The organism is Phaeobacter sp. LSS9, assembly GCF_003443595.1.
GTDB lineage: Bacteria > Pseudomonadota > Alphaproteobacteria > Rhodobacterales > Rhodobacteraceae > Phaeobacter > Phaeobacter piscinae.
On record NZ_CP031956.1, the window covers coordinates 546854 to 571003 of the forward strand.

A 24150-nucleotide genomic window follows, 5' to 3' on the forward strand; every position below is an offset into this window, starting at 1 on the left:
CTATGCGTCCAGGTTCTTGCCAACGATGCGCATCAGGAAGATGGCAACGATATTGGCGAGGATGATGGCGTAGACACCACCGGCGGAGCCCAACCCGACGTTCTGGCTCTCCAGAACGCGCTGATAGATCAGGTAGGTGAGCGTCTTGGTGCCAAAGGAGCCTTGGGTGGTGACGAAGATCTCGGCAAAGATCGACAGCAGGAAAATGGTCTGGATCAGAACCACCACGGTGATGGCACGGCTAAGATGGGGCAGGGTGATGTAGCCAAAGCGAGCCACCGGCGGCGCGCCGTCCATCTCAGCGGCTTCCAACTGTTCACTGTCCAGCGACTGAATGGCGGTCAGCAGGATCAGCGTTGCAAAGGGCAGCCACTGCCAGCTGACAATCAGGATGATGGATTGCAGCGACGCCTCAGACAGCCAGGACACAGGGGTCGCGCCAAAGGCCTTCCACAAGTGGGCAAAGAGGCCATTCACCGGGTCCATGAACATGTTCTTCCAGACCAGCGCTGAGACCGTCGGCATCACGAAGAAAGGCGCGATCACCAGAATGCGGACAATCCCCTGTCCCCACATCGGTTGATTGAGCAGCAGAGCAAGAAACACCCCGAGGATCACGGTGATGAGCAGGACGCCGCCCACGATGGTCAGTGTGGCCTGAACGCTGGGCCAGAAGGCGCTGGAGGACAGGAAGCGGGCGTAGTTGTCAAAGCCCACCCAACCCAGATCACCACCGCGCAGGGGCAGGTATTTCTTGAAGGAAAAGTAAAGCGTCATCGTCAGCGGAACCAGCATCCAGCCCAGAAGCAGGATCACTGCGGGGGCCATCATGATGCGTGCTGCCGACCGGGAATGTTGGGTCGCCATGGCAAATCTCCATTGTCGCCGGGTTCGAATGCCGTCGTGACAGAATAGTGGCTTGTTCGGGGAGATGGAGCCAGAGGGCAGTCAGTACTGGTGACCACCCTCTGGGAGGGAGGAAGGCGTCAGTAACCTGCCGCTTCCATTTCGTCAGCTGCCAGAGCCTGCGCCTTGGCGAGGGCCTCTTCAGCGGTCTGCTGGCCTGCGAGTGCTGCCGAGAATTCCTGCCCGACCTGGGTGGCAATGCCTGCAAACTCCGGGATGGCCGCGAACTGGATGCCGACATAAGGCACCGGATCAACCGTCGGGTTGTTCGGATCTGCCGACAGAATGCTCTCCAGCGTCATCTTGGCGAAGGGGATGTCTTTGTAGTTCGCATTCTCATAGAGCGATGTCCGCGCACCCGGAGGCACATTCGCCCAGCCTTCGTTCTCGGCAACCAGCTCAATATAGTCCTTCGATGTGGCCCACTGGATAAACTCCTTTGCGGCGGCTTCTTTCTGGGTGCCGGCAGGGATCGCGAGAGCCCAGGCCCAGAGCCAGTTGCTGCGCTTGCCCAGTCCGGTGTCCGGTGCCAGCGCGAAGCCGACCTTATCCGCAACCGTGGAGTCATTGGGGTTGGTCACGAACGATGCCGCAACGGTGGCGTCGATCCACATGCCGCATTTGCCTTGCTGGAATAGCGACAGGTTTTCGTTGAACCCGTTGTTGGAAGCACCCGGAGGGCCCGCGTCGTTCAGCAGATCAATGTAGAAGTTGAGCGTGTTCGACCAGGCTTCACTGTCAAATTGAGGCGTCCAGTTCTCATCAAACCAGCGCGCACCAAAAGAATTGGACATCGCCGTGATGAAGGCTGCGTTTTCCCCCCAACCGGCCTTGCCGCGCAGGCAGATCCCATAGACTTCATTGTCCTTGTCGGTCATCTGGCGCGCAGCATCCGCAACAAAGTTCCACGTCGGGGCGCTGGGCATCTCCAGACCGGCCTTTTCCATCAGGTCGGTGCGATACATGATCATCGAGCTTTCGCCATAGAATGGCGCCGCAAAAAGCGTGCCATCATGCGACAGGCCACCCCGCATGGCGGGGAGAATATCGTCCACATCGTAGTCGGCAGGCAGATCATTCAGCGGCACCAGCCAGCCGTTCTTACCCCAGATCGGCGTTTCATACATGCCGATGGTCATGATGTCGAACTGGCCACCTTTGGCAGAGATATCGGTGGTCACCCGCTGCCGCAGCACGTTCTCCTCCAGGGTGACCCATTCCACCTCATGCCCGGTTTTGGCCGTGAAATCATCAGTCAGCCCCTGCATCCGGATCATATCGCCGTTGTTCACGGTGGCGATGGTGATCGTTTCGGCAAAGGCGGCGGTGCTGGCAAATACGGTCAATGCCGTTGCCGCATGCAATGCGCTCTTAAGGTACATCCTTATCCTCCCATGATTGGATGTTGCCAGGAGAGGATAGCGGAGCGCGGCGTCGCGCGTCAATTTAAAATTAACGCGCGTAAAGTTTTCGGAAAATCGTATGATCAGAGCGATTTAAGCGGAGCCTCGCATCACCAGCCGCCCGTCAAACAGGATCTCGCGGCGGGAATCAGCCAGTGCGTTGCCTTCGATTCGGGCCACAAGTGTTTCGGCACTGGTGCGGGCAATCGCGGTGTAATCCTGCGAGACTGTGGTCAGGGTCGGGCAGGTGTAGCGGGAAAACGGGTGGTCATCGTGTCCCGCCACCCGCAAGGCGCAGCCATCCCCAAGGCCGACCCGCAGGCCAAGCTGATAGGCCGCCGACAGCAGCCCGATTGCCAGGCGGTCGTTGCTGCACAGGATCGTATTGGTCGCGGGGCGGGGCCCCGACAGCAACCGGGTACCTTCGCGAAACCCGATTTCCTCGAAGTCCCAGCCATCGCCGTCGACCTGGATCAGTTCGGGCTGGTGTCCCAGCGCCGCCATTGATGAGACATAGGCATTGCGCCGTTTGACGGCATTCGGGTTGGTTGGTGTCCTCATCTCAAAGAAGGCCGGGGCGTCACCGGTGCGACACAGATAATCGACGATCGTGGTGACGCTTTGCTGATTGTTGGAACCGATAAAGGCCTCGCCGGTGTTGTCCAGATTGGCATCGAACAGCACCGTTGGCACCTCGTTGCAAAATTCCCGGATCTGTGGCGTTTCTGAGACCCGACCCAACGGGGCCAGCAACGTGCCGGCCGGTTTCAGCAGACGCAGGTTGTTGAGGTTCTCCAGCTCCTGCGCCGGGGTGCCATTGGATCCCAGTAACACCGGCCGGTAGCCGGCCGCGATGACGTGATCTTCAATGTGGCGCGCAATCTTTGCAAAAAACGGGTCGGTGAGGTTCGGGACCACGATGCCGATGGTCTTGGTCAGCCGCCGGTTTTGATTCATCGCATAGAGATTTGGCCGGTAGTCAAATTTCTCCAACGCTTCCTCAATCCGCTCCCGGGTCGATTTGCGCACGCTGTCCGGGTCATTGAAGAACTTGGACAGCGTTGGTCGTGAAATTCCGCTCACCGAGGCAAATTCATCCATGTTCCTGATTTTGGGATCACTCATCGCGGGCTGTCCTTGTCGTCCGGGGCCTTGGAAACCGGTCCCTTGAGCGGGGAGATGGGAGACGGACTGTGTCACGATAGTTGACGCGCGTCAAATTTGGCGGTCACATAACGTGATGCGCGAATTCCGGCAAAGGTGGCAGAAGATGGTAGGCCCGGCAGGATTCGAACCTGCAACCAAAGCGTTATGAGCGCTCTGCTCTAACCGTTGAGCTACAGGCCCGCCACAGGTTGGTTAGGAAATCGCGGGCAGGAGGTCAAGCGGTGATCGCGCGGGATCAGGCGCGTTCGAACCGGTCCGTGCACAAGTGCGGCAGCGCAGATGGTCGAGAAAGCCGTCAATCACCACCTCATGCCGCCGATCCAGTGCGTGGCGCGAGGGGTAGACCGCAAAGATGTCCTTGTTCGGCGCGGTATAGCCGGGCAGGATTTGTTCAAACTCGCCTGTGCTCAGCGCCTCTTCGACCAGCAGTCGGGGCGCGCGGGTATAGCCGGAGCCCTTGCCGACCGCGCGCATGATCAGATCCGTATCATCGGCGGTGAAACCAACCCGGATTGGGGCCTGATGCACAGCCCCGTCGCGGGTGAGGGGAAAATAACCCATCGTGTGGTCTTCGTGGTGCTGAATATACTTCAGCCGCTGCATGTCCTGCGGGCAGCTGGGGCGACCGATACGGTCAAGATAAGCCGGTGTCGCAAACAGCACGGTTTCCAGCTCCGCGATCTTGCGCCCAACACCATCCGTATCGCCAAGCGATCCGGTGCGGATGGCAAGATCGTAGTTCTCGCGCACCACATCGACCAGACGGTCCTCAATCCGCATCACGATATTGAGATCAGGATAGGGCGTGTCGAGATCCATCAGCATCGGCCCGAGCACAGCCTGCGCCATAAAGCGGCTTGTGCTGACCTTGAACCGTCCCGAGACCTGATCGCTCTGGGCGTCCAGCTCAGCCGTTAAGCGGTCATAGCCGCCCAGCAGGTTTTGCGCATGGGCATAGACCAGTTCCCCAGCGCGGGTGGCCCGCACGCCGCGCGGCGTGCGCAGCATCAGCGCGTGCCCCAGCAGCGTTTCAAGCGATTTGATCTGCTGGCTGGCGGCGGATTGGGTCAGACCCCGGCGCTGTGCGGCGCGGTTGATGCTGCCTTCGTCCAGCGCAACGGCAAAGGTCTCCAGAAGCGTCAGACGGTCCATCGTCGAGATCCTTATAAGCACGGCTGATACCTCATATCGCGCGCGGGCGCCTGTTGCCAGAGGCTTTCGCGCGCTAGGTTCTGTATCACGTTAGATTTGCTGACCTAGATACCGGAGTTTCTTATGACCCTTTCTCGCAGACATCTTCTTGGTGGCCTTGCCGCTGCCCCGGTGGCGACCCTCGCCAGTCCTTCGCTGCTGCGCGCCGCGAGCCACAGCGCGGCTGAAAGTGCGACGCCGGATCTGCCGGTGGCCTATCACAGTTTTCAGATCGGCTCGGCCCGGGTGACAGCGCTGCTAGACGGGCATTTCCTGCTGAACACCAACCAGATCAACGGGTTTGATCAGGCCGAGGCTGACGCGGTTCTGGACGGCACATTCTATCGCATCAAGGACGATCAGATGTCGCTGCCGGTGAATGGCTATCTGGTGGAGCAGGGGGAGGCCGTGACCCTGATTGATGCAGGCACCGCCGACCTCTTCGGGCCGATCCTGGGCGGGCTGGAGGCGGCCCTGCGTGCGGCTGGCCGCACACCGGAAGAGATCACCAGCGTAGTCGTCACTCACCTGCACCCGGATCACATCGGCGGCCTGCTGAAGGGGGACGGCACCGCGCGGTTCCCCAATGCTGAGATCGTCGTGGGGCAAGGCGAGTATGACTTCTGGCATGACGACGCGGTCTATGCGGGGGTCCCGCAGGATGCGCGCGGCTTCTTTGATATCGCACGGGCGGCCGTTGCGCCCTATCAGGATCGCCTGAAAATGTTCGAGGGCGAGGCAGATGTCATGAACGGGCTGCGCTCGGTGCCGCTGCCAGGCCACACGCCGGGCCACTGCGGTTTCCTGCTTGAGACCGGCGCGGCTCCGCTGCTGATCTGGGGCGACCTGATCCACAGCACAGCGCTGCAATTTGCCCGCCCCGACTGGACACTGGCCTTTGACATGGATCCGGAGCAGACCGTGAAGAGCCGCACCATGATGCTGGACCGCGCTGCCAGTGAAGGGCTGTTGGTCACCGGTATGCATCTTGATTTTCCCGGTCTCGGCCGGGTGGAGCGGGATGGCGATGCCTATGGCTTTGATCAGGCCCCCTGGCAGTTCTCGCTTTGAAGGCATCGCATTCCGGGCTCTGAACACGCCCGGATCCAGCGGTCGCACCCCGGTCTCCGGGGTGCGGCAGATTCCTTTGTTTCTTTCTGCCGTGCCTTGCGCTAAAGGCTGCGCAACGTCTTTGAAGGAGCACTGAGATGACCAGCGGCAAGAACGGTTTGACCTACGCGGATGCGGGGGTGGATATTGATGCAGGCAACGCTTTGGTGGACCGCATCAAACCCGCCGCGAAACGGACCAACCGTTCTGGTGTGATGAGTGGCCTTGGTGGCTTTGGTGCGCTGTTCGATCTGAAGGACGCAGGCTACAACGATCCCATCCTGGTGGGGGCCACCGATGGCGTCGGCACCAAGCTGCGCATTGCCATCGACACCGGCGTCGTGGACGGCGTGGGCATCGATCTGGTTGCGATGTGCGTCAACGATCTGGTCTGTCAGGGGGCCGAGCCGCTGTTCTTCCTCGACTATTTCGCCACTGGCAAACTGGAAACCGAAACCGCCGCCCGCATCATCGAAGGCATTGCCGAGGGCTGTGTGCGCTCTGGCTGCGCCCTCATCGGCGGCGAGACGGCTGAGATGCCGGGAATGTACCCCAAGGGGGATTTCGACCTTGCAGGCTTCGCTGTGGGCGCGATGGAGCGTGGCACCGCGCTGCCTGCAGATGTGCAGGACGGGGACGTGCTGCTGGGCCTTGCCTCTGATGGCGTGCACTCCAACGGCTATTCTCTGGTGCGCAAACTGGTAGAGGTCTCCGGCCTTGGCTGGGATGCAGATTGCCCGTTCGGCGAGGGCACCTTGGGGGAGGCGCTGCTGACGCCAACCCGTCTTTATGTCAAACAATGTCTTGCAGCCGTGCGGGCTGGGGGCGTGCATGCGCTGGCCCATATCACTGGCGGCGGTCTGACCGAGAACCTGCCGCGGGTTCTGCCCGAGGATCTTGGCGCAGATATTGACCTGAGCGCATGGGAGCTGCCGCCCGTCTTCAAATGGATGGCAGAAACCGGCGGTATCGCTGAGGCGGAAATGCTGAAGACCTTCAACTGCGGCATCGGCATGATCCTGTCCGTCTCTGCGGACCGCGCGGAGGATCTGGTCAAGGTGCTGGAAGATGAAGGCGAAACAGTCTCCCGTCTGGGGACTGTGACACGAGGTGCGGGGATGCGCTACGCGGGCAAGCTGCTGTGAGCCACAAGCGCGTCGCGATCCTGATTTCGGGCGGCGGCTCCAATATGGTGTCGCTGGTCGACAGCATGACGGGCGATCATCCGGCGCGACCCTGTCTGGTGTTGTCAAACATTGCCAGCGCTGGTGGCCTGACAAAGGCCGCCGCCGCAGGCATTCCGACCGCCGTGGTGGACCACAAACCCTATGGCAAGGATCGCGCGGCTTTTGAGGCTGAGCTGGTGAAGCCGATCCTTGAGTCTGGCGCAGATATCGTCTGCCTCGCCGGGTTCATGCGGGTTCTGACGGATGGGTTCGTATCGCAGTTTCAGGGGCGGATGCTGAACATCCACCCCTCGTTGCTGCCGAAATACACCGGTCTCAACACGCACGCGCGGGCATTGGAGGCCGGCGACCACCAGCATGGCTGCACCGTGCACGAGGTGACGGCCGTGCTTGATGACGGGCCAATTCTCGGGCAGGCGCAGGTCGACGTCGATGCCGCAGATACACCCGAGACGCTCGCAGCTAAGGTGTTGGTGGAGGAGCATAAACTCTATCCCGCCGTGCTGCGCCGCTATGCGGCGGGTGATAAGACTCCGGTCTATCTGTCCTAAGGGCGGCCTCCGACGTCGCTGCCGCTTTTCTGCCTACCCCCTAAAGAAATCGGCCAGAGGTTGCGGTCTCTAACGGATGCTGCGTGAACTGGCACTATTGCCATGCCACTCCGTCAGCGGCGCCTGTGCTCCGGGGGCCATCAGCGCAGGCACGCCGAGAACAACGATCAGGGTGGCGGCGGCCAGAATGGATGCAAGTGCGCCGCGTCCTGAGGCGGGCGTGCAGAATGTCGGGCTGAGATCGAGCATGGTCATGTCAATGTCTCCTATCAAGATATGACACCAACCTAAGCTGACCCAAAGTATTCACAAAATGAATGTTTGATTGCGTATAAATCACAAATAATGATTATTTACGATGGCATTGCGCCCTGAGGATCACGCCGCAGCTGATTTCCTCTGACACCGCCCGCACATGTTTGCAATAAGCGGGACAAGCGCGTATCACAGCGCAACAATTCAGATAACCAAAAAGCCGTAATTGATGAAAACTCTGACCTCTACCGAAGACCTGCAGGCCTTTTGCGAAGCTGCAGCGCAGCATGATTATGTCACGGTGGATACCGAGTTTCTGCGAGAGCGGACATATTATTCCAAGCTATGTCTGGTGCAGCTGGCCTATCCCGGCGCCGGAAATGAAAACGCGGTGCTGGTGGATCCGCTTGCGGACGGGCTGTCGCTGGAGCCGCTGTATGAGCTGTTTCGCAATGAATCCGTAGTGAAGGTCTTTCATGCCGCGCGTCAGGATCTGGAGATTTTCTGGGTTGATGCACAGGTCTTTCCAAAACCGCTGTTTGACACACAGGTTGCGGCCATGGTCTGCGGCTTTGGTGAGCAGGTCGGCTATGAAACCTTGGTGCGCAAAATCGTCAAACAGGGGTTGGACAAGACGTCGCGCTTCACCGACTGGTCCCGCCGCCCCCTGAGCGACGCGCAGAAAACCTATGCGCTGGCGGATGTGACCCATCTGCGCCAGATCTATGAATATCTTGCCGCTGAGCTGAAACGCACCGGTCGCGCCCGTTGGGTCGAGGAAGAGCTGCAGGTGCTCACCGATCCGGCAACCTATGATGTCGACCCTCAGGAGGCCTGGCGGCGGGTGAAAACCCGCACCAACTCCGGCAAGTTTCTGGCCGTTGTGCGCGAATTGGCGGCGTTCCGCGAAACCTATGCCAAGACCAACAACGTACCGCGCAACCGGGTGTTCAAGGACGACGCGCTGGTTGAACTGGCCTCGACCAAGCCCAAGAACGCCTCGGATCTTGGAAATTCGCGGCTGCTGCTGCGCGAAGCGCGCAAAGGGGCCATCGCCGAGGGGATCCTTCAGGCGGTGGCCAAGGGTGTGGAGTGCCCGGCAGGATCGCAGCCGCAACCCGATCGCAGCCGTGAAAAGCTTCAGGTGAACCCGGCGCTGGCCGATTTGCTGCGGGTGCTGTTGAAGGCCAAGACCGAAGCCTCCGGCGTCGCTGCGAAACTGATCGCGCCCAGTTCGGATCTGGACGCGATTGCTGCCGGTCAGCGGAATGTTCCCGCGCTCAAAGGCTGGCGTCTTGAGGTCTTCGGCGCCGATGCGCTGCGTCTGTGCAATGGTGAAATCGCCCTGGCGGCAAAGGGGCAGGACGTGAAGGTTGTCACGCTCTGACCGATTGCGAGTCTGCATAAATACTGCACAAATGACAAAAGGCGCCAGATCCGGCGCCTTTTTCTATTCTACCAGCGGCATTGTCCGGCGCCGATCAGCGGCGGCTTTCGCGGGCGTTTTGGGCAGCAACAACACGAATGCTGCGCACGCTGGCCAGCTGCTGCTGGCTAAGGCTCACGGCTGCGCGCAGGGTCCGGGTCCGCTCACTGCCGAGGGCGCTGCGGGTGTCAGGGTAAATGGCGCGGAAGGTGAAATCGAGCGTTGCATCACGGGTGCGGGCGTCGCGGTCGGCCTCATCCAGACGCAGCTCGACCCCGTAGGCGCCCTGACGTGCGGCAATGCCGGTGGCGTAGACAATGGCGCCCGTTGGCGTACGCTCGACCCGCATGTCGGTGACGCTCTGTACCAGCACGGTTTCGTCGACCGCATCGGGGCGGGCAAAGACGCTGACCCGGTTCTGAACCGGGATCAGTGGGTTAACCGGCTCACCGCTGGTCTCGACCACCTCAACCTCATCGGAGCCGCCAAACCAGTTCAACGGGTTCACCCGCGAGTCGCGAAACCCGCAGCCAGACAGCGCCACGGCCCCCACCAGAAGGAGTGCGAGAGATCTTTGCATGATGGTCCACCCGTTCGATAAGTCCTCGCATGTGGTTACCCGATTGCAAGCCACTTGAAAAGCAGTTGAAAAGCCATTGTTTGCGGCTTAGGTCCAGCTGTGACGCCGGGCAGAAACCAAATGAGGAAAAACCGTCATGGCCAGTGCCGCCTTTGAAGAGATCGTCGAGGATTTCGAGTTTCTCGAAGATTGGGAAGATCGCTACCGCCATGTCATCGAGCAGGGCAAGGCGATGGACCCGCTGGAGGACGCCCTAAAGGTGCCTGCCACGAAGGTGGATGGCTGCGCCAGTCAGGTCTGGCTACATCCCACCATCGAAAATGGCGTCTTCCACTTCGACGGGGAGAGCGACGCGATGATCGTGCGGGGGCTGATCGCGGTGCTGCGCGCACTTTATAATGGTCTGACAGTGGCTGAGGTGCTGGCAGTGGACGCGCGGGGAGAGCTGGCTCGGCTGGGCCTCAATGATCACCTGTCTGCGCAGCGCTCCAACGGGCTGACCGCAATGGTACAACGCATTCGCGAGACCGCAGCAGCGGCGGCTGCGTGAGCTGATGTGATCTCAGACCGACGCCACCTCGGCGGCCTGGTCTCTGGACTGCAGGTGCCCGATGAAGGCGCGCAGCAATGCCACACGGCGGGGGCGAAAACTCTCGCCGGTGTTGCGGTACCCGTCGATCCGCGTGACATGAAAACTGCGGAAATCTTCCCGTTTACAGCACCAGGCCAGCAGCATCACGCTGCGGTCGTGGTATGATAGCGCCAGCGGGTAGATGCGGCGCTCCGTCCGGGCGTCCCTCAGGTCACGGTAGCCGATGTCCAGAGCCTCCTCTGCCCACATCGCCTCGCGCAGCAGGGTCATGTCGATGGTGGGTGTGGCAGGCGTGTAGAAGCGATGGACCAGATTGACGGCATGCATGGCCTGTCTTTGCTGACGTTCCGGTAGCGTGGCGAGGATCTTCACCAGCGCATCATTGGCGGCCTGCGCCAGATCGGCATCGCCGCGCTGGTTCACATCCGCCAGCCCGAGCGTCAGGGCTTCCAGCTCAATCTGGGTGAAGGTCTGCGGTGGCAGGGCCGGGTCTTCGATCATTGTATAGCCCAGACCTGCCTCCCCCTCGATCCGCGCACCGGCAGCACGCAGACTGTCAATGTCGCGGTAGATCGTCCGTTCTGAAACCTCCATCGCCGTGGCAAGCCGCGCGGCGGTCACAGGCGGGCGCAATCCTCGAATGAGGTGGAGCAGGCGGAAAAGACGATCTGTTTTTGACATAAGGATTTATACCCGCAATATCCTGACAGGAATTGGCAGGAGGGTAGCGGCATATCCTTCCCATCAGCAACTCAAAAAGCAGAAAGGTCATTGATATGCCAACCCTTTATCACTCTCCCAATAGCCGTTCCTCTCGCGTCATTGCCCAGCTGATGCTGATGGGCAAACTGGACGATGTTGATATCGTCATCGTCGACGTGCTGCGCCATGATGGCAGCGGCGGTGCCGATCCACGCAACCCTCACCCTGAGGGGAAGGTGCCATATCTGGTCACCGATGAGGGGCAGGGTATCCGCGAAAGCGCTGCGATCATGATGTATCTGGATGAGCTGTTCGGCCAACCGCTGAGCCCTGCGATTGGGGCCCCGCACCGCGGCGCCTACCTCAGCTGGATGGCCTATTCGGGCGGTGTGCTGGATCCGGTTCTGGTGGCCGCGTTTTCAGGATTGGCGCATCCGGCCCTTGCCGGGGCCTACCGTGGCATGGATGAGGTCTGCGCAGCGCTCGAAACCGCGCTGAGCGAGGGGGATTTCCTGCTTGGTGCGTCGCTCAGCGTTGCGGATATCCTGTTGGCGTCGCCTTTCCAATGGGCGCCGCATCTGATGCCCGACAGCGCCATCATCAAATCCTGGGTGGACCGTGTGGGCCGCCGTCTGGACGGGGAGGCGATAGCCGCATTTGAAGTGCAGGCACTCAGCACGTTGAACGCGTTGGAAGACGCCTGAGCTCGATGAATGACAGGTCGCGCGCGGGGATCAGCCCCGTGCGCCGCCGCCCCAGCGCATCATGGCGCTCTGCAGATCGCCATAGCCGGTGTGGCGATGCTCAAACGCCAGCCCCATGCGGTCGGCGCAGTCTCGTGCCTTGGCCAGCAGGGCAGGGTCATCGATTTGGGACTGGTAGACCAGTTTGGTGTAATTCCCGAACACCATGTCGCGCAGCTCGGGGTGCTTATCCAGCCCCATCGGACGCCAGACAAAGGCATCGAACTGTTTCACCAGGAAATCCGTCAGATAGAAGGCGGTGATTTCACCCTCGTCCGCATGGCGGGCAAAGGTTTCGTTGCCTTCAAAAAACGAATAGCAATGGGGCCCTGCGATCATCTCAACCCCCAGTTCGGCGCATTTGCGCTCCAAGATGCCACCGGTCCCGCAGTCCGCATAAACCACATGGATGGTGTCATAGGTTGCCGAATGTTTGGCCACGGCACCTTCAACCGCTTCGGTGATCTGTTCAGGATAGAGATGCAGCTTGGCGGGCAGGCAGGTCAGATCAATATGATCCAGTCCATTGATGTCCTTGATCGCCAGAATCTCACGGGCCAGCGCGCCACAGGCAATCAACAGGATACGGCCGGTCTTCTTCTCCGGGGCGGCCAGACCCCGTTCGGTGAGGGAGGTTTCCTCAAGCGTGCGCCCCGTGGGCGGTTGGAACGCCGCCCGCTCAGTCAGGCGGGCGGCGCGTCCTTTGCGTGCCAAATCAGGCGCTCATCTGGTTGTGCTTACGCGCAACGAAGTCCTTGGCCATTTCCACCGCCACAGCGGCGTCACGGCAATAGCCGTCGGCACCGATTGCCTTGCCAAATTCCTCATTCAGCGGCGCGCCGCCGACCAGAACGATGTAATCATCGCGTTTGCCCTGCTCGACCATCGTGTCGATCACGACCTTCATATAGGGCATCGTGGTTGTCAGCAGCGCTGACATGCCGAGGATATCCGGCTGATGCTCTTCCAGAGCTTCCAGATAGTTTTCCACGGGGTTGTTGATGCCAATGTCGACAACCTCAAAACCGGCGCCTTCCATCATCATGGAGACAAGGTTCTTGCCGATGTCGTGGATGTCACCTTTTACGGTGCCGATCACCATGGAGCCCATGCGCGGTGCGCCGGTTTCAGCCAGCAGCGGCTTCAGGATGGACATGCCACCCTTCATCGCGTTGGCCGCCAGCAGCACCTCAGGGACAAACAGGATGCCGTCGCGGAAATCCGCACCCACGATGGTCATGCCGCCCACCAGTGCTTCGGTCAGGATCTTGTAAGGCGCCCAACCACGTTCCAGCAGGATGTTTACGCTCTCTTCGATCTCTTCCTTGAGGCCGTCATAGAGGTCATCGAACATCTGCTGTACGAGATCCTCATCATTGAGGTCTGCCAGGATGATGTCATCTGCGTCTTCCGACATGGGTGTATTCCTTGACTGGGCGGGGTGACCCCGGTTTGGCCTTGTTTTATTCGTATTGGTCCAGATTGCCCCTACGAGACTGCAATGTTTGCGACATTGCCTTGGTCCGAACCGACCTATAGGGGCAAAAATAGCGGAATAATAATGAAGATTTCGCATGGAAATCTTCGGTTTCTTGCGTTTGTTCTTTATTTGTTCCTGCACTTGCGGCAGAATGAGCCATGACTGAGATTTTGACGCCCCCGCCACAACGTCGCAAAGCCCGCGCCAGCCTCAGCAATGCGGCAGGGCGGTTTGATATGACACGCGATGCCATCGACGACGGCTGGGGCAACCTGCGGGATTCGGTGCCGGATCAGGAGGACGTCGGCCTCCCACGGATAGAAACCGACATTCGCCATGAGGTGGCCCGGTCACTGATTTCCTACAATAAATCGCCTGATCTGCCGTTTGACCGCTCCATCAATACCTACCGCGGCTGCGAACATGGCTGCATTTATTGTTTCGCCCGGCCCAGCCATGCCTATCTGGGTCTGTCACCGGGGCTGGATTTTGAAACCCGGCTGATCGCGCGCCCCAATGCTGCTGAGGTGCTGCGCCGTGAGCTGTCGCAACCGCGCTACCGGGTGGCACCGATCGCCATTGGCACCAATACTGACCCCTATCAGCCTTGCGAACGGGATCTGGGGCTGACGCGCGCCTGTCTTGAGGTGCTGGAGGCTTTCTCGCACCCGGTCGCCATCGTCACCAAGGGCACCCTGATTGAGCGGGATCTGGATATCCTTTCGGCCATGGCGACGCGGGGGCTGGTGCGGGTCGGGATCTCAGTCACCACGCTGGATGCGGATCTGTCACGCCGGATGGAGCCGCGCGCGCCATCACCGGCGCGACGGCTTGCTACCATTTGCCGCCTGTCTGATGCGGGTGTCCCGGTGCGGATCATGACCTCGCCCATTGTGCCTGGATTGACAGATCATGAGCTGGAGGCGCTGCTGGCCGCCGGAGCAGAGGCAGGCGCGGACGCCGCCAGCTGGATCATGTTGCGACTGCCACGTGAGGTGTCGGAGCTGTGGCAGGAATGGCTTGCCGAACATGTGCCGCTGCGCGCCGAGAAGGTGATGGCCCGTCTGCGCGAAATGCACGGCGGGCGGGATTATGATCCGCGCTGGGGGCACCGGATGCGCGGTGAGGGACCCTATGCCGAGGTTATCGCCAATCGGTTCAAGACAGCGTGCAAGCGTCTGGGGTTGCTTCAGAAATCACCTGATTTACGCTGTGATCTCTTCGCAAAACCGGCACAGGCCGGCGACCAGCTCGCGCTGTTCTAAGACGCGATACTGGCATCCCGCGAAACGACGGCCGAAGCGACGATCACATCGCTTCGGTCCTGTTATGTATGCGCGATCAGCCGCGACGGCGACCGCGACGGCTGCGGCGTTCAGGGGCGGTGTCCTCACCGGTGCCGTCACTGTCTGAGGTGAACGGGCCCAGAACCTCAACAATCCGCTCCAGTGTTGGCTGCTCGCCACGGGGCCGGGTGTCCAGCGCCTCGCGCATGGCGCGCAGGTGATCCGGCATGGTGCCACAGCAGCCGCCAATAATCTTGGCGCCGCAATCCCGTGCCATGGCTGCATATTCCCCCATCAGGGCCGGCGTGCCGTCATAGTGGATATGGCCATCGACATATTTCGGGATCCCGGCATTGCCTTTGGAAATGATCGGGCGGGTTGTCCCCTGTGCTGCGAACCCAAGGACAGTGCGCAGAATGTCAGACGCCCCGGTGCCGCAATTGGCGCCAAAGGCCAGGGGCGCGGGGTCAAACTCCTCAACCAGCTGGGCCATATCGGCAGAGGTGACCCCCATCATGGTGCGCCCGGCGGTGTCAAAACTCATGGTGCCACACCAGGGCATATCTGCCAGTTTGAACGCTTCGGCGGCGGCGCGGTACTCTTCCGGGGCAGAGATCGTCTCCAGCCACAAAACATCAACGCCGCCCTCTTTCAGCGCTTCGGCCTGCTCATGGAACATCTCGACCGCCAGCGCGTGGCTCAGCTCCCCCACGGGTTGCATGATTTCACCGGTCGGGCCAACGGAGCCGGCCACTGCGATCTTGCGCTCAGAGCGATCCGCGACATTGCGGCCCAATTCGGCCCCCGCGACGTTCAGCTCTCGGACCCGGCGGTGGGCATCGTGCAGCTTCAGCCGCGCAGCCGTCCCGCCAAAAGTATTGGTCAGGAACAGATCGCTGCCCGCATCAACCGACCCCTGGTAGAGCGCGGTAATTTTCTTTGGTTCATCCACATTCCAAAGTTCCGGCGCATCACCGGACTGCAGGCCCATGTTGAACAGGTTGGTGCCGGTGGCCCCATCTGCAAGCAGGGCGTCCTTGGTCTCCAGCAGGGTGGTGAATGTATTGGTCATGGGATGTTCCTGTGGGGGTGATGTCGGTGTTTGCGCTGAGACCTGCCTGTTATGGCGGGGCGGATCAGCGATCAGTAATGGCCCGGTCTGTCATGCACGGCGGGTGAGGGCAATTTCATTTTCTTCATCTTCATTATGAGGCAGATCACCGCGGCGCTGGGATCGATTGTCATCGCAGTCGTCCAGGCCCTGACCCGCAGCGGACCTGCGCCGGTTACGTGCCGCTGCGGCGCGCCGTTCAAATGTCCGCCACAGGCTCTCTTCGGTGGCGCTGGCTGGATCCGCGAGCGTTTCGGATAGGCCGCTGGAGCTGCTGGTGTTTTCGTCGGCTGGTTCTGACCAACGAGGCAGCGGTACCGGGTGATGGACCAGCCGCAACAGCTCGCCCAAGGCGATGGCCAAATGCAGCACGGAGGGCGCGGCGACATACCGGTCCTCCCACCGTGGTGCAAAGCATGTCTTGAAGCGGCGCAGGCCAGGGTCCAGGCGTTGGGCGAGGCGGTGATCGGGCACCGCCGCCAGCGACAGGCGCGGGACCTTGATTGCGGCGGCTTCAGTGATCGCGGCGCGGATCAGAGCATGGCCAGTGCCATCCGGGACGTCCGGCAGCAAGCGCACCAGATCCAGGCACCATTCATGGGCGATGGCATGGAAGCTGACAAATCCGACCATGCGCTCCCGATGCCAGGCGATGAACACCTGCTGCTGCGCCAGATATTCCGCCTGAAACCGGCCCATCGTGGTGCCGTTGGCACCGCCATGCGCGGCCTGCCAGGCCGCATCAATCTGAGCCATCTGTTCAATTGGCAATTCCGGCGCGGCGGGAAGGACACGGACCTCTGCTTTCTCGGCCTGCCGCAGTTTGCGGCGCAGCTGTCGGCGGCTGGAGCCGCTCTCGCTGAAGTTCTCAGGCTGCAGCACCGCCTCCTGTGCGATCCGCAACACCTGCCAGCGGGCACGCCGACATATTGCGGCATCGCGGGCAGTGCATTTATAAAGGCAAGCCACCGCATTGCGGAGCTTGGCATGCTGACGCAGCCCCGGCAGCACCTCCGCCAAATGACCGCTCACCGCGCCAAAAAGCGCGATTGAAGCCTGCGGACTGTCCACCAGCGCCACCTGATTGAGGCCGAAGGCATGGATATGTCCACCGTTTTGCCGGATCACGGCGGCCTCCGCGATGGGCCGGTGCTGTGGCAGATGTGAGGCTGGTCGCATGGCACTGCCACTCAGCGCCTGCGGATCGTCCGCGGGCGGGGTGGTTTCTGCGATGTTCGACGCCAGATGTGTCAGTGCGGGCCAACACAGGCAGAGACCGGCCAGCACCGCCGGAAGAAGGTAATAAACCAGCCGAAAGGCAAGGATCGCGGCAATGATTTCCGCCGTGGCATGTGTCGGCAGCATTGCACAGAGCGCCAGTTCAAACGCCCCAGCGCCGCCGGGCGCAGAGGAGAGTATAGCCACGCCGAGTGCCAGGAAATAGGCAGGCAGCAGCGCCGCAAGCGGCAGGTCAACACCCGCAGGGAGCAATAGCCACAGGGCGCTGCCGGCGGCGATCACATCGATCATCGCCCAAAATCCCAGCGCGGCAATGGCCGTCAGCGAGGGCCAGCGCAGGGTCATCCGACCGATACGCACCACCGGCACAGCCACCATGGCGGCGATCATCGCACATGTCGCCACAAGGATGGTAAAGCCCAGCCAGGGGCTGGAGACAGGCGGCGGGCTCAGCAGCAAGGCTGCGCCACAGATCCCGGCCAGGGCAATCAGAAACGTAATCGCAACCATACCGGTGAGCTGCGCCGCACGCAGCGGGCGCAGCCCCTTCAGCATGCGCCAGCGTGCAAAAGCACCGGTGACCAGTCCAAATCCCAGGGTCTGGGAAATCGCGATGGCGATCATACCTGCGCGGCGTGCCTGAGGCCCATCCAGCCCGGTTCCAAGATGGCGATGCGCAACGCTGTCATAGCGCCCCAGCGCCCAGAAACTGACCCCCGTGGCAAGCAGGGCACAGGCCCATTGCCAGCTCGCAAGGCCGCCCAGAATACCTCGCAGCTGTGTCAGATCAGGCAGTGCAACATGGGCCTTCAACAGCGCCAGACAGCCGATCATCACCGCCACCGGCAGCAACAGACGTGCGCCGCGCATGGCGGTCCGCGTCAGGGCGCGGGCGGCATTGGTCGGGCGTCTGGGCATTCGGATCCTTGTTGCAAACAGCGTGTTGCCGTCTGCGGATCCTACGCCTGAGGCATTGTCACAGGGTTAATGGCTGCGGCGCCGTAACAGACGATCCGTGAAGACGCCGCAAAATCAACCGCAACTCAGCTGTTGTCGTTCAGGACCTGCGCCTTGGCTTCTGGCAGCAGGGCGGCCCGCTGCTCTCGCACATCCTTGGCGCTGGCACGGCCTTGCAGATCGCCGCTGACCTTGCGCAGCACATCTTCGAACCCAGCTTCCTCGAAATCGGACTTGATGACTTCCAGTGCATAAGCCTCGGCATCGGCGCCGGTTTTGCCCATCAGGCCTGCCGCCCAAAGCCCCAACAGCTTGTTACAGCGGGCCTGCGCCTTGAACTGCATTTCTTCATCATGGGCATATTTTGCCTCAAACGCGTGTTCGCGGTCGTCGAATGTGGTCATGGGGCCTCCTTTGGTGTGACATTGGTTATTTCTCAATATGATATGTGGGCGCAGCGTCGCCCCCACAAGTGCCGGACACGCGCCAAGCGCGGGTTTGCCGGCCGGTCGCTGTGATCGCTTTGCCTGCGGTCCGGATCCGCGCTGAACAGCCGTTCGCCGCATATCGGCCCGACCTTGGCCTCAGCTTTGGCCGCGACTTTGGCGCTGCCCTTCGTTTGACCTTGGTTTTACCTTGGCATTTCCAGCTTAGCACAGGCGTCGAGCCAGCCAAGGGGCGGCGGGCAGGGACCAAGCTTGCGGCAGCGCCCCCCTTGCCTTATGAGGGCGGCAGTTCCCGGGCATGAGATTCCCGCTTTTTTCCCGAAAGGCTCCGCATGGCACGTCGCAAGAAGATCTACGAAGGCAAGGCGAAGACACTTTATGAAGGGCCCGAACCGGGCACCATCGTTCAGTACTTCAAGGACGACGCCACCGCTTTCAATGCTGAAAAGCGCGATGTGATCGAAGGCAAGGGTGTGCTCAACAACCTGCTGAGCGAGTTTTTCATGCAAGGTCTGGGCCAGATCGGCGTGCCGACCCATTTCCTGAAACGGCTCAACATGCGCGAGCAGCTGGTCCGCAGCTGTGAAATCATTCCGCTGGAAGTGATCGTGCGCAATTATGCTGCCGGGTCGATTTCCAAACGCCTTGGCATAGACGAGGGCACCCAACTGCCGCGCCCGATTGTGGAATACTGCTACAAGGATGATGGCCTTGGTGATCCGCTGGTCACAGAAGAACATATCGCGGCCTTTGGCTGGGCCAGCCAGCAGGACATGGACGATATCCTGAGCCTCGCACTGCGGGTCAATGATTTCCTGTCCGGCGTGATGCTGGCGGTTGGGATCAAACTGGTGGACTTCAAGATCGAAATCGGCCGCATCTATGACGGCGATTTCCAGCGTCTGGTGGTTGCTGATGAGATCAGCCCAGACAGCTGCCGTCTGTGGGATCTGAAAACCGGTCAAAAACTCGACAAGGATGTGTTCCGCCGCGACCTTGGCAACCTGACCGACGCCTACACCGAGGTGGCGCGGCGTCTGGGCGTGATGCCGAACAACCCGCCCGCGGGCGGCAAGCCGACGCTGGTGAACTGATCCGATCCACAGATCCCGTCCTGACAAAAGGGGCGGGATTTTGACTATCTAACGAAGAGGCCCCTAATCCGGGCTTTGCCATCGAAACCTGAGGGAAAATGCGATGAAGGCACGCGTGCATGTAATGCTGAAAAACGGGGTTCTGGATCCGCAGGGCGAGGCCGTGCGCCACGCGCTTGGCGCGATGGGCTTTGACAAGGTGGACGGCGTGCGTCAGGGCAAGGTGATCGACCTCGATCTGGCCGATGACGCCACCGAGGCCGATGTCACCGCGATGTGCGAGAAGCTGCTGGCCAACACTGTCATCGAATCCTACAGCATCGAGATGCAGGGATGAAGGCGGCTGTTGTAGTCTTCCCCGGCTCCAACTGCGACCGCGATCTGGCGGTGGCGTTTGAGCAAGCGGGCTGTGAGGTTTCCATGGTCTGGCACAAGGACAGCGCGTTGCCTGAGGGCATCGATATCGTTGGCGTGCCGGGTGGGTTTTCCTATGGAGATTACCTGCGCTGCGGGGCCATTGCAGCACAGTCACCGATCTGTCAGGCGGTTGTCGATCATGCCAACCGTGGCGGCTATGCCATCGGTGTGTGCAACGGCTTTCAGATCTTGACCGAAACCGGCGTTCTGCCGGGGGCGCTGCTGCGCAACGCCGGTCTGAAATACATCTGCCGCACCGTGGATCTGCAAGTGGCCACCGCCGACAGCGTCTTTACCGAAGCTTATACGGCGGGCGATGTGATCGGTGTTCCGATCGCGCATCACGACGGCAACTACTACGCTGATGCCGAGACCGTGGCAGCGCTGCAGGATCAGGATCGCGTCGCGTTCCGCTATGTCGACAACCCCAACGGGTCGGTTGCGGATATCGCAGGCATTCTGTCGGAAAATCGTCGGGTTCTGGGCATGATGCCACACCCCGAACGGGCGGCAGATGCGGGCCATGGCGGCACCGATGGGGCGGCAGTGTTCCGCGCATTGGCCGGGCTTGTCACTGCGGCGTGACTTGTGAAGCCGCGGTGGCTTGCGTTAGGTTTTGCCTATGACTGCCGCGCGTGACGCAACAACATCTTCTGAAAAACCGCGCTCCCGCACGACGTCGTGGCGGGTGCGTCTTGCGTTGCTGGTGTTGATGGCGGTGGCCGCAGTGACCGTTTGGGTCACCAACCGTGCCCTGACCGACCGTTTTACCGAAAGCACCCGCAACCGCGCTGAGCTGCGACTGGCGCTCTACTCCGGCAACCTGGTGAGTGAGCTGGGGCGCCATGCCATCGTGCCACAGCTGCTGGCGCGGGATCAGGCGCTGATCTCTGCGCTGCAGTCCAACGACTTCTCGCTCTCCACCCAGCGGTTGATCTCCTTTGTTGAGGAAATCGGCGCCGCCTCCATCATGCTGATGGCGCAGGATGGGCGCACTGTTGCGGCGACGGATCGCAACCGGCTGGGGGAAACCCACCGCAATGCGGCCTATTTCGTGGATGCGCTGCGGTCTAAAACCACAGTATTCTCCGCCATCCGCACCGAAGTCGGCAGTTATCGCTTCACCTATTCGCGCCGCATTGTGGACACCTCCGGCATCCTTGGGGTGATTGTGGTGGAGGTCGATCTGCAGAAATTCGAACGCGCTTGGGCGGGTATTTCCGATGCGGTGATGGTCAGCGACAGCACTGGCACCATCCTGCTGGCGACGGAGTCGCGCTGGCGTGGCCTGTCAGAAGAAGACGCGCTGCAGCTGCAGACGCCGGAGGGCGCAATCCAGCGGGCAATCCGCGCCACCACCGACTGGACCGCCCTGCCAGCGGATGCCTACCTGCAGGGTGAGGCGGTGATGCGACTGGAGTCGCGGATCCCGTTTCAGGGCTGGCGACTTACGTCCTTCACCACCTATGCGTCGATCCGAGAGCGGGTGAACACGGTATTGGCGTTGGAAATCATGGGATTCGCCATACTGCTGGCGCTGGCCTTCTATGCGCTGAGCCGCCGCACCGCGCTGCGCATGGCTTTGTTCCAGCGGGAGTCGGCAGAGCTTCGCGTATTGAACGCGCGGCTGCAGCGGGAAATTGCCGAACGGGAACGCATGCAGGAGACGCTTGCGGTCGCCGAACAGAGCCTTGCGCAGAGCTCTAAACTGGCCGCCCTTGGCGAAATGTCAGCCGCCGTCAGCCACGAGCTGAACCAGCCGCTGGCGGCGATGAAAACCTATCTTGCCGGCGCGCGTCTGCTGCTCAATCGTAACCGCCCGGAGGAGGCGCTGGCCTCCTTTGGCCGGATCGATGACCTGATTGAACGGATGGGCGCCATCACCCGCCAGCTGAAATCCTACGCGCGCAAGGGCGGTGACGCGTTTAGCCCGGTAAATATGGGCGATGCGCTCGCCTCATCCCTGTCGATGATGGAGCCGCAGCTGCGTCAGCGGCATGTCAAAATCGCCCGCATCCTGCCCGAACAGCCGGTCTATGTGATGGGGGATCGGATGCGCATTGAACAGGTTATGGTGAACCTGCTGCGAAACGCGCTAGATGCTACAAAGTCAGTTGCAGATCCTGAGGTCGAAATCCTGCTTGCCGCAGGCGAGACCGCGACCCTGTCGGTGCGCGACAACGGGATGGGGATCAAGGATTTTGGCAGCCTGTTTGAGCCCTTCTATACCACCAAGCAGCCGGGGGACGGGGTTGGGTTGGGGCTTGCCATCTCCTCCGGTATCGTGAACGACCTAGGCGGTCGGCTGACTGCCCGCAACGGACAGAACGGTGGCGCCGTATTTGAAATGCAATTGCCGATCCTTGTGGACGGCATCGAGGCCGCAGAATAGCGCGGTATCACTGGATGGAGGGCACGCGAATGGCACAGGCCATGAAAATCGCGATCGTCGATGATGAACAGGATATGCGACAGTCGATCAGCCAATGGCTGGCGCTGTCTGGCTATGACACCGAGACCTTTGCCAGCGCCGAAGACGCGCTGAAAGTGCTGGGGCCGGATTATCCCGGCATTGTCATCTCGGATATCAAAATGCCCGGCATGGACGGGATGCAGTTCCTCAAGAAACTAATGGGCAGCGACTCTGCGCTGCCGGTGATCATGATCACCGGTCACGGCGATGTGCCGATGGCGGTTGAGGCGATGCGGGTCGGGGCCTTCGACTTTCTCGAAAAACCCTTCAACCCGGATCGTATGTCAGAGCTGGCCAAACGGGCCACGGGCGCGCGCCGCCTGACATTGGACAACCGGGTGCTGCGCCGCGAGCTGTCTGATGGCAGCACCATCATGAAGAAACTCATCGGCTCCAGCCCGGTGATGGAGCGCCTGCGCGAAGATATCCTCGATCTGGGGCAGGCCGACGGCCATGTCCTGATCGACGGCGAGACCGGCACCGGCAAAACGCTGGTGGCCCACGCGCTGCATGCGGTGGGTAGCCGGGCGGGCAAGAAATTCGTGCTGGTTTCCTGTGCGGCACTGGAGGAGGAGGCGCTGTCCAAGCGCCTGTTTGGTCCGATGCTGCCCGAAGACAGCATGCTGCCCGCCATCGAGGAGGCCCGCGGCGGCACGCTGGTGCTGGAAGATATCGACGCGCTGAGCGAGACGCTGCAGGCCAAGCTGCTTAGCGTGATCAATGAGCAGGGCATCCCCGGTGAGACCCGCATCGTGGCGATTTCGAACCTGCAAGAGGCAGGCAAGACTTGCGAGGACGCGCTGCGCCCGGACCTGTTTTACAGGTTGGCTGCGCTGCGTATCACGGTGCCACCGCTGCGCCAGCGCGGCGAGGATATCCTGACCCTGTTCACCCGCCTTAGCGAGCAGTTCTCCGAGGAATATGGCTGTGACGCGCCCCAAGTCAGCGCGCAGGAGGCGGCCCAGCTGTTGCAGGCGCCCTGGCCGGGCAATGTGCGTCAGCTGATCAATATCGCCGAACGGGCCGTGCTACAGTCGCGTCGCGGCTCTGGCACCATTGCCTCGCTCCTGATGTCCGATCATGAGGATATGCAACCGGTGATGACCACCGAGGGCAAACCACTGAAGGAATATGTCGAAGCCTTCGAGCGGATGCTGATCGACAACACCATGCGCCGCCACAAAGGCTCCATCGCCAGTGTCATGGACGAACTGTGCCTGCCGCGCCGGACGCTGAATGAAAAAATGGCCAAATACGGCCTGCAACGCTCCGACTATCTGTCCTGAGCGCTGATCCACACGCAGTCACAGGCAGGGCCGCATTCTCCGGAGCGCGGCCCTTGCTGTTTGCTAACGAATTATTCACCAATTTTCGTCTAAGAACCAAGCAGATAGTATTTAGATTGCGGCTGTGACGAATGACCATTGTCATTACCTATCCACAGGTCTTATGCTGTCCAAATGGGGATGGGACCCTTGTGATCCTGCCCCTCTTGATGAGATTCGCTGCCTTTGTTTTTGTCCGGCAAGATCCGAGAAAGCAAAGTCAGACCGATTGGCCCCGCAGTATTCTGGGGCAGTTTAGCACCTGACTGAGGTTTCTCAGCAGGGATATAATCAGGGCAGGGCGCGGATATTCCCACCTGTCGGAGAAGAAACGCGATGACGCGCGCGAGAGAGAACAGCAGACAGGCAGGAGGGCCGGACAGATGTTCCGGGGCTAACCGCTGTACTGCATGGGCCAATCGCGCGCCACAAGACATCGCCCAGACAAGACACCACCCCGATCGTTCACGTCCGCCCGGCAACGGGCCAGATGCGCGCGTGCGCGGCAG

At 61.0% G+C, this 24150-nt stretch carries 24 protein-coding genes and 1 tRNA gene; 12 read left to right on the plus strand and 13 right to left on the minus strand.

Annotated elements, in window-relative coordinates; translation table 11 throughout:
- From D1820_RS02730 to D1820_RS02750, 5 genes are all read right to left on the minus strand, one after another.
- The gene (locus D1820_RS02730) at positions 1-867 is read right to left on the minus strand and encodes a carbohydrate ABC transporter permease (protein ID WP_040178281.1); all 867 of its coding nucleotides are present in this window, start codon (positions 865-867) and stop codon (positions 1-3) included.
- 119 nt (positions 868-986) lie between these two features.
- Positions 987-2288 (minus strand): sugar ABC transporter substrate-binding protein, encoded by a 1302-nt coding sequence (locus tag D1820_RS02735; RefSeq protein ID WP_118067795.1) that lies wholly within the window; start codon positions 2286-2288, stop codon positions 987-989.
- 114 nt (positions 2289-2402) lie between these two features.
- Complete coding sequence (locus D1820_RS02740; protein WP_118067796.1) at positions 2403-3434, minus strand: LacI family DNA-binding transcriptional regulator; 1032 nt, start codon at positions 3432-3434, stop codon at positions 2403-2405.
- A 146-nt stretch (positions 3435-3580) separates the two neighbouring features.
- Positions 3581-3656, minus strand: a tRNA-Ile gene (locus tag D1820_RS02745).
- A 12-nt stretch (positions 3657-3668) separates the two neighbouring features.
- Positions 3669-4628, minus strand: a complete 960-nt coding sequence (locus D1820_RS02750) for a LysR family transcriptional regulator (protein WP_118067797.1) — start codon at positions 4626-4628, stop codon at positions 3669-3671.
- 123 nt (positions 4629-4751) lie between these two features.
- Between D1820_RS02750 and D1820_RS02755 the strand changes: the two genes are divergently transcribed.
- From D1820_RS02755 to purN, 3 genes are all read left to right on the plus strand, one after another.
- Positions 4752-5738 carry an MBL fold metallo-hydrolase gene (locus tag D1820_RS02755; protein WP_118067798.1) on the plus strand — a complete coding sequence of 329 codons (987 nt, stop codon included), beginning with the start codon at positions 4752-4754 and terminating at the stop codon, positions 5736-5738.
- Positions 5739-5875: 137 nt separating this feature from the next.
- The gene (gene purM / locus D1820_RS02760) at positions 5876-6922 is read left to right on the plus strand and encodes a phosphoribosylformylglycinamidine cyclo-ligase (RefSeq protein WP_118067799.1); all 1047 of its coding nucleotides are present in this window, start codon (positions 5876-5878) and stop codon (positions 6920-6922) included.
- Positions 6919-7515 carry a phosphoribosylglycinamide formyltransferase gene (gene purN / locus D1820_RS02765; protein WP_118067800.1) on the plus strand — a complete coding sequence of 199 codons (597 nt, stop codon included), beginning with the start codon at positions 6919-6921 and terminating at the stop codon, positions 7513-7515. Before purM ends, purN begins: the two co-directional genes overlap by 4 nt.
- 69 nt (positions 7516-7584) lie before the next feature.
- Here the strand turns inward: purN and D1820_RS02770 are convergent, their stop codons facing one another.
- The gene (locus D1820_RS02770) at positions 7585-7770 is read right to left on the minus strand and encodes a hypothetical protein (protein WP_118067801.1); all 186 of its coding nucleotides are present in this window, start codon (positions 7768-7770) and stop codon (positions 7585-7587) included.
- 229 nt (positions 7771-7999) lie between these two features.
- Here D1820_RS02770 and rnd point away from each other — a divergent pair, with 229 nt between their 5' ends.
- Entirely contained in the window at positions 8000-9157 is a 1158-nt protein-coding gene (gene rnd / locus D1820_RS02775; RefSeq protein ID WP_040168780.1) for a ribonuclease D, read from the plus strand.
- A gap of 94 nt (positions 9158-9251) precedes the next feature.
- On the opposite strand, the gene D1820_RS02780 is transcribed toward rnd, so the two are convergent.
- Positions 9252-9776 carry a hypothetical protein gene (locus D1820_RS02780; protein WP_118067802.1) on the minus strand — a complete coding sequence of 175 codons (525 nt, stop codon included), beginning with the start codon at positions 9774-9776 and terminating at the stop codon, positions 9252-9254.
- A gap of 136 nt (positions 9777-9912) precedes the next feature.
- Between D1820_RS02780 and D1820_RS02785 the strand changes: the two genes are divergently transcribed.
- Positions 9913-10326, plus strand: a complete 414-nt coding sequence (locus tag D1820_RS02785) for a SufE family protein (RefSeq protein ID WP_040168783.1) — start codon at positions 9913-9915, stop codon at positions 10324-10326.
- Positions 10327-10338: 12 nt separating this feature from the next.
- Here D1820_RS02785 and D1820_RS02790 read toward each other — a convergent pair whose 3' ends face one another.
- Positions 10339-11049: a YafY family protein gene (locus tag D1820_RS02790; protein ID WP_118067803.1), complete on the minus strand. Its 711-nt coding sequence runs from the start codon at positions 11047-11049 to the stop codon at positions 10339-10341.
- A gap of 95 nt (positions 11050-11144) precedes the next feature.
- Between D1820_RS02790 and D1820_RS02795 the strand changes: the two genes are divergently transcribed.
- Positions 11145-11774, plus strand: a complete 630-nt coding sequence (locus tag D1820_RS02795; RefSeq protein ID WP_118067804.1) for a glutathione S-transferase family protein — start codon at positions 11145-11147, stop codon at positions 11772-11774.
- Between the two features lie 30 nt (positions 11775-11804).
- Here D1820_RS02795 and D1820_RS02800 read toward each other — a convergent pair whose 3' ends face one another.
- Together D1820_RS02800 and D1820_RS02805 are read right to left on the minus strand one after the other, a co-directional pair.
- Positions 11805-12527, minus strand: coding sequence for a DUF1638 domain-containing protein (locus D1820_RS02800; protein ID WP_102897093.1), 723 nt, complete (start codon positions 12525-12527; stop codon positions 11805-11807).
- A 1-nt stretch (position 12528) separates the two neighbouring features.
- Entirely contained in the window at positions 12529-13230 is a 702-nt protein-coding gene (locus D1820_RS02805) for a B12-binding domain-containing protein (protein WP_040168794.1), read from the minus strand.
- Between the two features lie 221 nt (positions 13231-13451).
- On the opposite strand from D1820_RS02805, the gene D1820_RS02810 reads away from it, so the two are divergent.
- On the plus strand, positions 13452-14558 hold the full coding sequence (locus D1820_RS02810) for a PA0069 family radical SAM protein (protein ID WP_118067805.1): 1107 nt from the start codon (positions 13452-13454) through the stop codon (positions 14556-14558).
- 76 nt (positions 14559-14634) lie between these two features.
- Here the strand turns inward: D1820_RS02810 and bmt are convergent, their stop codons facing one another.
- From bmt to D1820_RS02825, 3 genes are all read right to left on the minus strand, one after another.
- Positions 14635-15651, minus strand: coding sequence for a betaine--homocysteine S-methyltransferase (gene bmt / locus D1820_RS02815; RefSeq protein ID WP_096789051.1), 1017 nt, complete (start codon positions 15649-15651; stop codon positions 14635-14637).
- Between the two features lie 90 nt (positions 15652-15741).
- Positions 15742-17847 carry a phosphatidylglycerol lysyltransferase domain-containing protein gene (locus tag D1820_RS02820; RefSeq protein ID WP_118067806.1) on the minus strand — a complete coding sequence of 702 codons (2106 nt, stop codon included), beginning with the start codon at positions 17845-17847 and terminating at the stop codon, positions 15742-15744.
- Positions 17848-17972: 125 nt separating this feature from the next.
- The gene (locus D1820_RS02825; RefSeq protein ID WP_118067807.1) at positions 17973-18290 is read right to left on the minus strand and encodes a DUF1476 domain-containing protein; all 318 of its coding nucleotides are present in this window, start codon (positions 18288-18290) and stop codon (positions 17973-17975) included.
- A gap of 374 nt (positions 18291-18664) precedes the next feature.
- Here D1820_RS02825 and purC point away from each other — a divergent pair, with 374 nt between their 5' ends.
- The 5 genes from purC (at position 18665) to D1820_RS02850 (ending at position 23602) form a co-directional block, all read left to right on the plus strand.
- The gene (gene purC / locus D1820_RS02830) at positions 18665-19426 is read left to right on the plus strand and encodes a phosphoribosylaminoimidazolesuccinocarboxamide synthase (RefSeq protein WP_040168803.1); all 762 of its coding nucleotides are present in this window, start codon (positions 18665-18667) and stop codon (positions 19424-19426) included.
- 103 nt (positions 19427-19529) lie between these two features.
- Positions 19530-19763, plus strand: a complete 234-nt coding sequence (gene purS, locus D1820_RS02835; RefSeq protein ID WP_014874461.1) for a phosphoribosylformylglycinamidine synthase subunit PurS — start codon at positions 19530-19532, stop codon at positions 19761-19763.
- Complete coding sequence (gene purQ / locus D1820_RS02840; protein ID WP_040168807.1) at positions 19760-20428, plus strand: phosphoribosylformylglycinamidine synthase subunit PurQ; 669 nt, start codon at positions 19760-19762, stop codon at positions 20426-20428. Before purS ends, purQ begins: the two co-directional genes overlap by 4 nt.
- Positions 20429-20465: 37 nt before the next feature.
- On the plus strand, positions 20466-22235 hold the full coding sequence (locus D1820_RS02845; protein WP_014879831.1) for an ATP-binding protein: 1770 nt from the start codon (positions 20466-20468) through the stop codon (positions 22233-22235).
- Between the two features lie 29 nt (positions 22236-22264).
- Positions 22265-23602: a sigma-54 dependent transcriptional regulator gene (locus D1820_RS02850; RefSeq protein ID WP_014879832.1), complete on the plus strand. Its 1338-nt coding sequence runs from the start codon at positions 22265-22267 to the stop codon at positions 23600-23602.
- Positions 23603-24150: the final 548 nt, after the last annotated feature.

Excerpts from the sequence above, each read along its gene's own strand:
- D1820_RS02730 (WP_040178281.1), bottom strand. The coding sequence starts at position 867 with ATGGCGACCCAACATTCCCGGTCGGCAGCACGCATCATGATGGCCCCC.
- D1820_RS02735 (WP_118067795.1), bottom strand. The coding sequence starts at position 2,288 with ATGTACCTTAAGAGCGCATTGCATGCGGCAACGGCATTGACCGTATTT.
- D1820_RS02740 (WP_118067796.1), bottom strand. The coding sequence starts at position 3,434 with ATGAGTGATCCCAAAATCAGGAACATGGATGAATTTGCCTCGGTGAGC.
- D1820_RS02750 (WP_118067797.1), bottom strand. The coding sequence starts at position 4,628 with ATGGACCGTCTGACGCTTCTGGAGACCTTTGCCGTTGCGCTGGACGAA.
- D1820_RS02755 (WP_118067798.1), top strand. The coding sequence starts at position 4,752 with ATGACCCTTTCTCGCAGACATCTTCTTGGTGGCCTTGCCGCTGCCCCG.
- purM (WP_118067799.1), top strand. The coding sequence starts at position 5,876 with ATGACCAGCGGCAAGAACGGTTTGACCTACGCGGATGCGGGGGTGGAT.
- D1820_RS02770 (WP_118067801.1), bottom strand. The coding sequence starts at position 7,770 with ATGACCATGCTCGATCTCAGCCCGACATTCTGCACGCCCGCCTCAGGA.
- rnd (WP_040168780.1), top strand. The coding sequence starts at position 8,000 with ATGAAAACTCTGACCTCTACCGAAGACCTGCAGGCCTTTTGCGAAGCT.
- D1820_RS02780 (WP_118067802.1), bottom strand. The coding sequence starts at position 9,776 with ATGCAAAGATCTCTCGCACTCCTTCTGGTGGGGGCCGTGGCGCTGTCT.
- D1820_RS02785 (WP_040168783.1), top strand. The coding sequence starts at position 9,913 with ATGGCCAGTGCCGCCTTTGAAGAGATCGTCGAGGATTTCGAGTTTCTC.
- D1820_RS02790 (WP_118067803.1), bottom strand. The coding sequence starts at position 11,049 with ATGTCAAAAACAGATCGTCTTTTCCGCCTGCTCCACCTCATTCGAGGA.
- D1820_RS02795 (WP_118067804.1), top strand. The coding sequence starts at position 11,145 with ATGCCAACCCTTTATCACTCTCCCAATAGCCGTTCCTCTCGCGTCATT.
- D1820_RS02805 (WP_040168794.1), bottom strand. The coding sequence starts at position 13,230 with ATGTCGGAAGACGCAGATGACATCATCCTGGCAGACCTCAATGATGAG.
- D1820_RS02810 (WP_118067805.1), top strand. The coding sequence starts at position 13,452 with ATGACTGAGATTTTGACGCCCCCGCCACAACGTCGCAAAGCCCGCGCC.
- bmt (WP_096789051.1), bottom strand. The coding sequence starts at position 15,651 with ATGACCAATACATTCACCACCCTGCTGGAGACCAAGGACGCCCTGCTT.
- D1820_RS02820 (WP_118067806.1), bottom strand. The coding sequence starts at position 17,847 with ATGCCCAGACGCCCGACCAATGCCGCCCGCGCCCTGACGCGGACCGCC.
- D1820_RS02825 (WP_118067807.1), bottom strand. The coding sequence starts at position 18,290 with ATGACCACATTCGACGACCGCGAACACGCGTTTGAGGCAAAATATGCC.
- purC (WP_040168803.1), top strand. The coding sequence starts at position 18,665 with ATGGCACGTCGCAAGAAGATCTACGAAGGCAAGGCGAAGACACTTTAT.
- purS (WP_014874461.1), top strand. The coding sequence starts at position 19,530 with ATGAAGGCACGCGTGCATGTAATGCTGAAAAACGGGGTTCTGGATCCG.
- purQ (WP_040168807.1), top strand. The coding sequence starts at position 19,760 with ATGAAGGCGGCTGTTGTAGTCTTCCCCGGCTCCAACTGCGACCGCGAT.
- D1820_RS02845 (WP_014879831.1), top strand. The coding sequence starts at position 20,466 with ATGACTGCCGCGCGTGACGCAACAACATCTTCTGAAAAACCGCGCTCC.
- D1820_RS02850 (WP_014879832.1), top strand. The coding sequence starts at position 22,265 with ATGGCACAGGCCATGAAAATCGCGATCGTCGATGATGAACAGGATATG.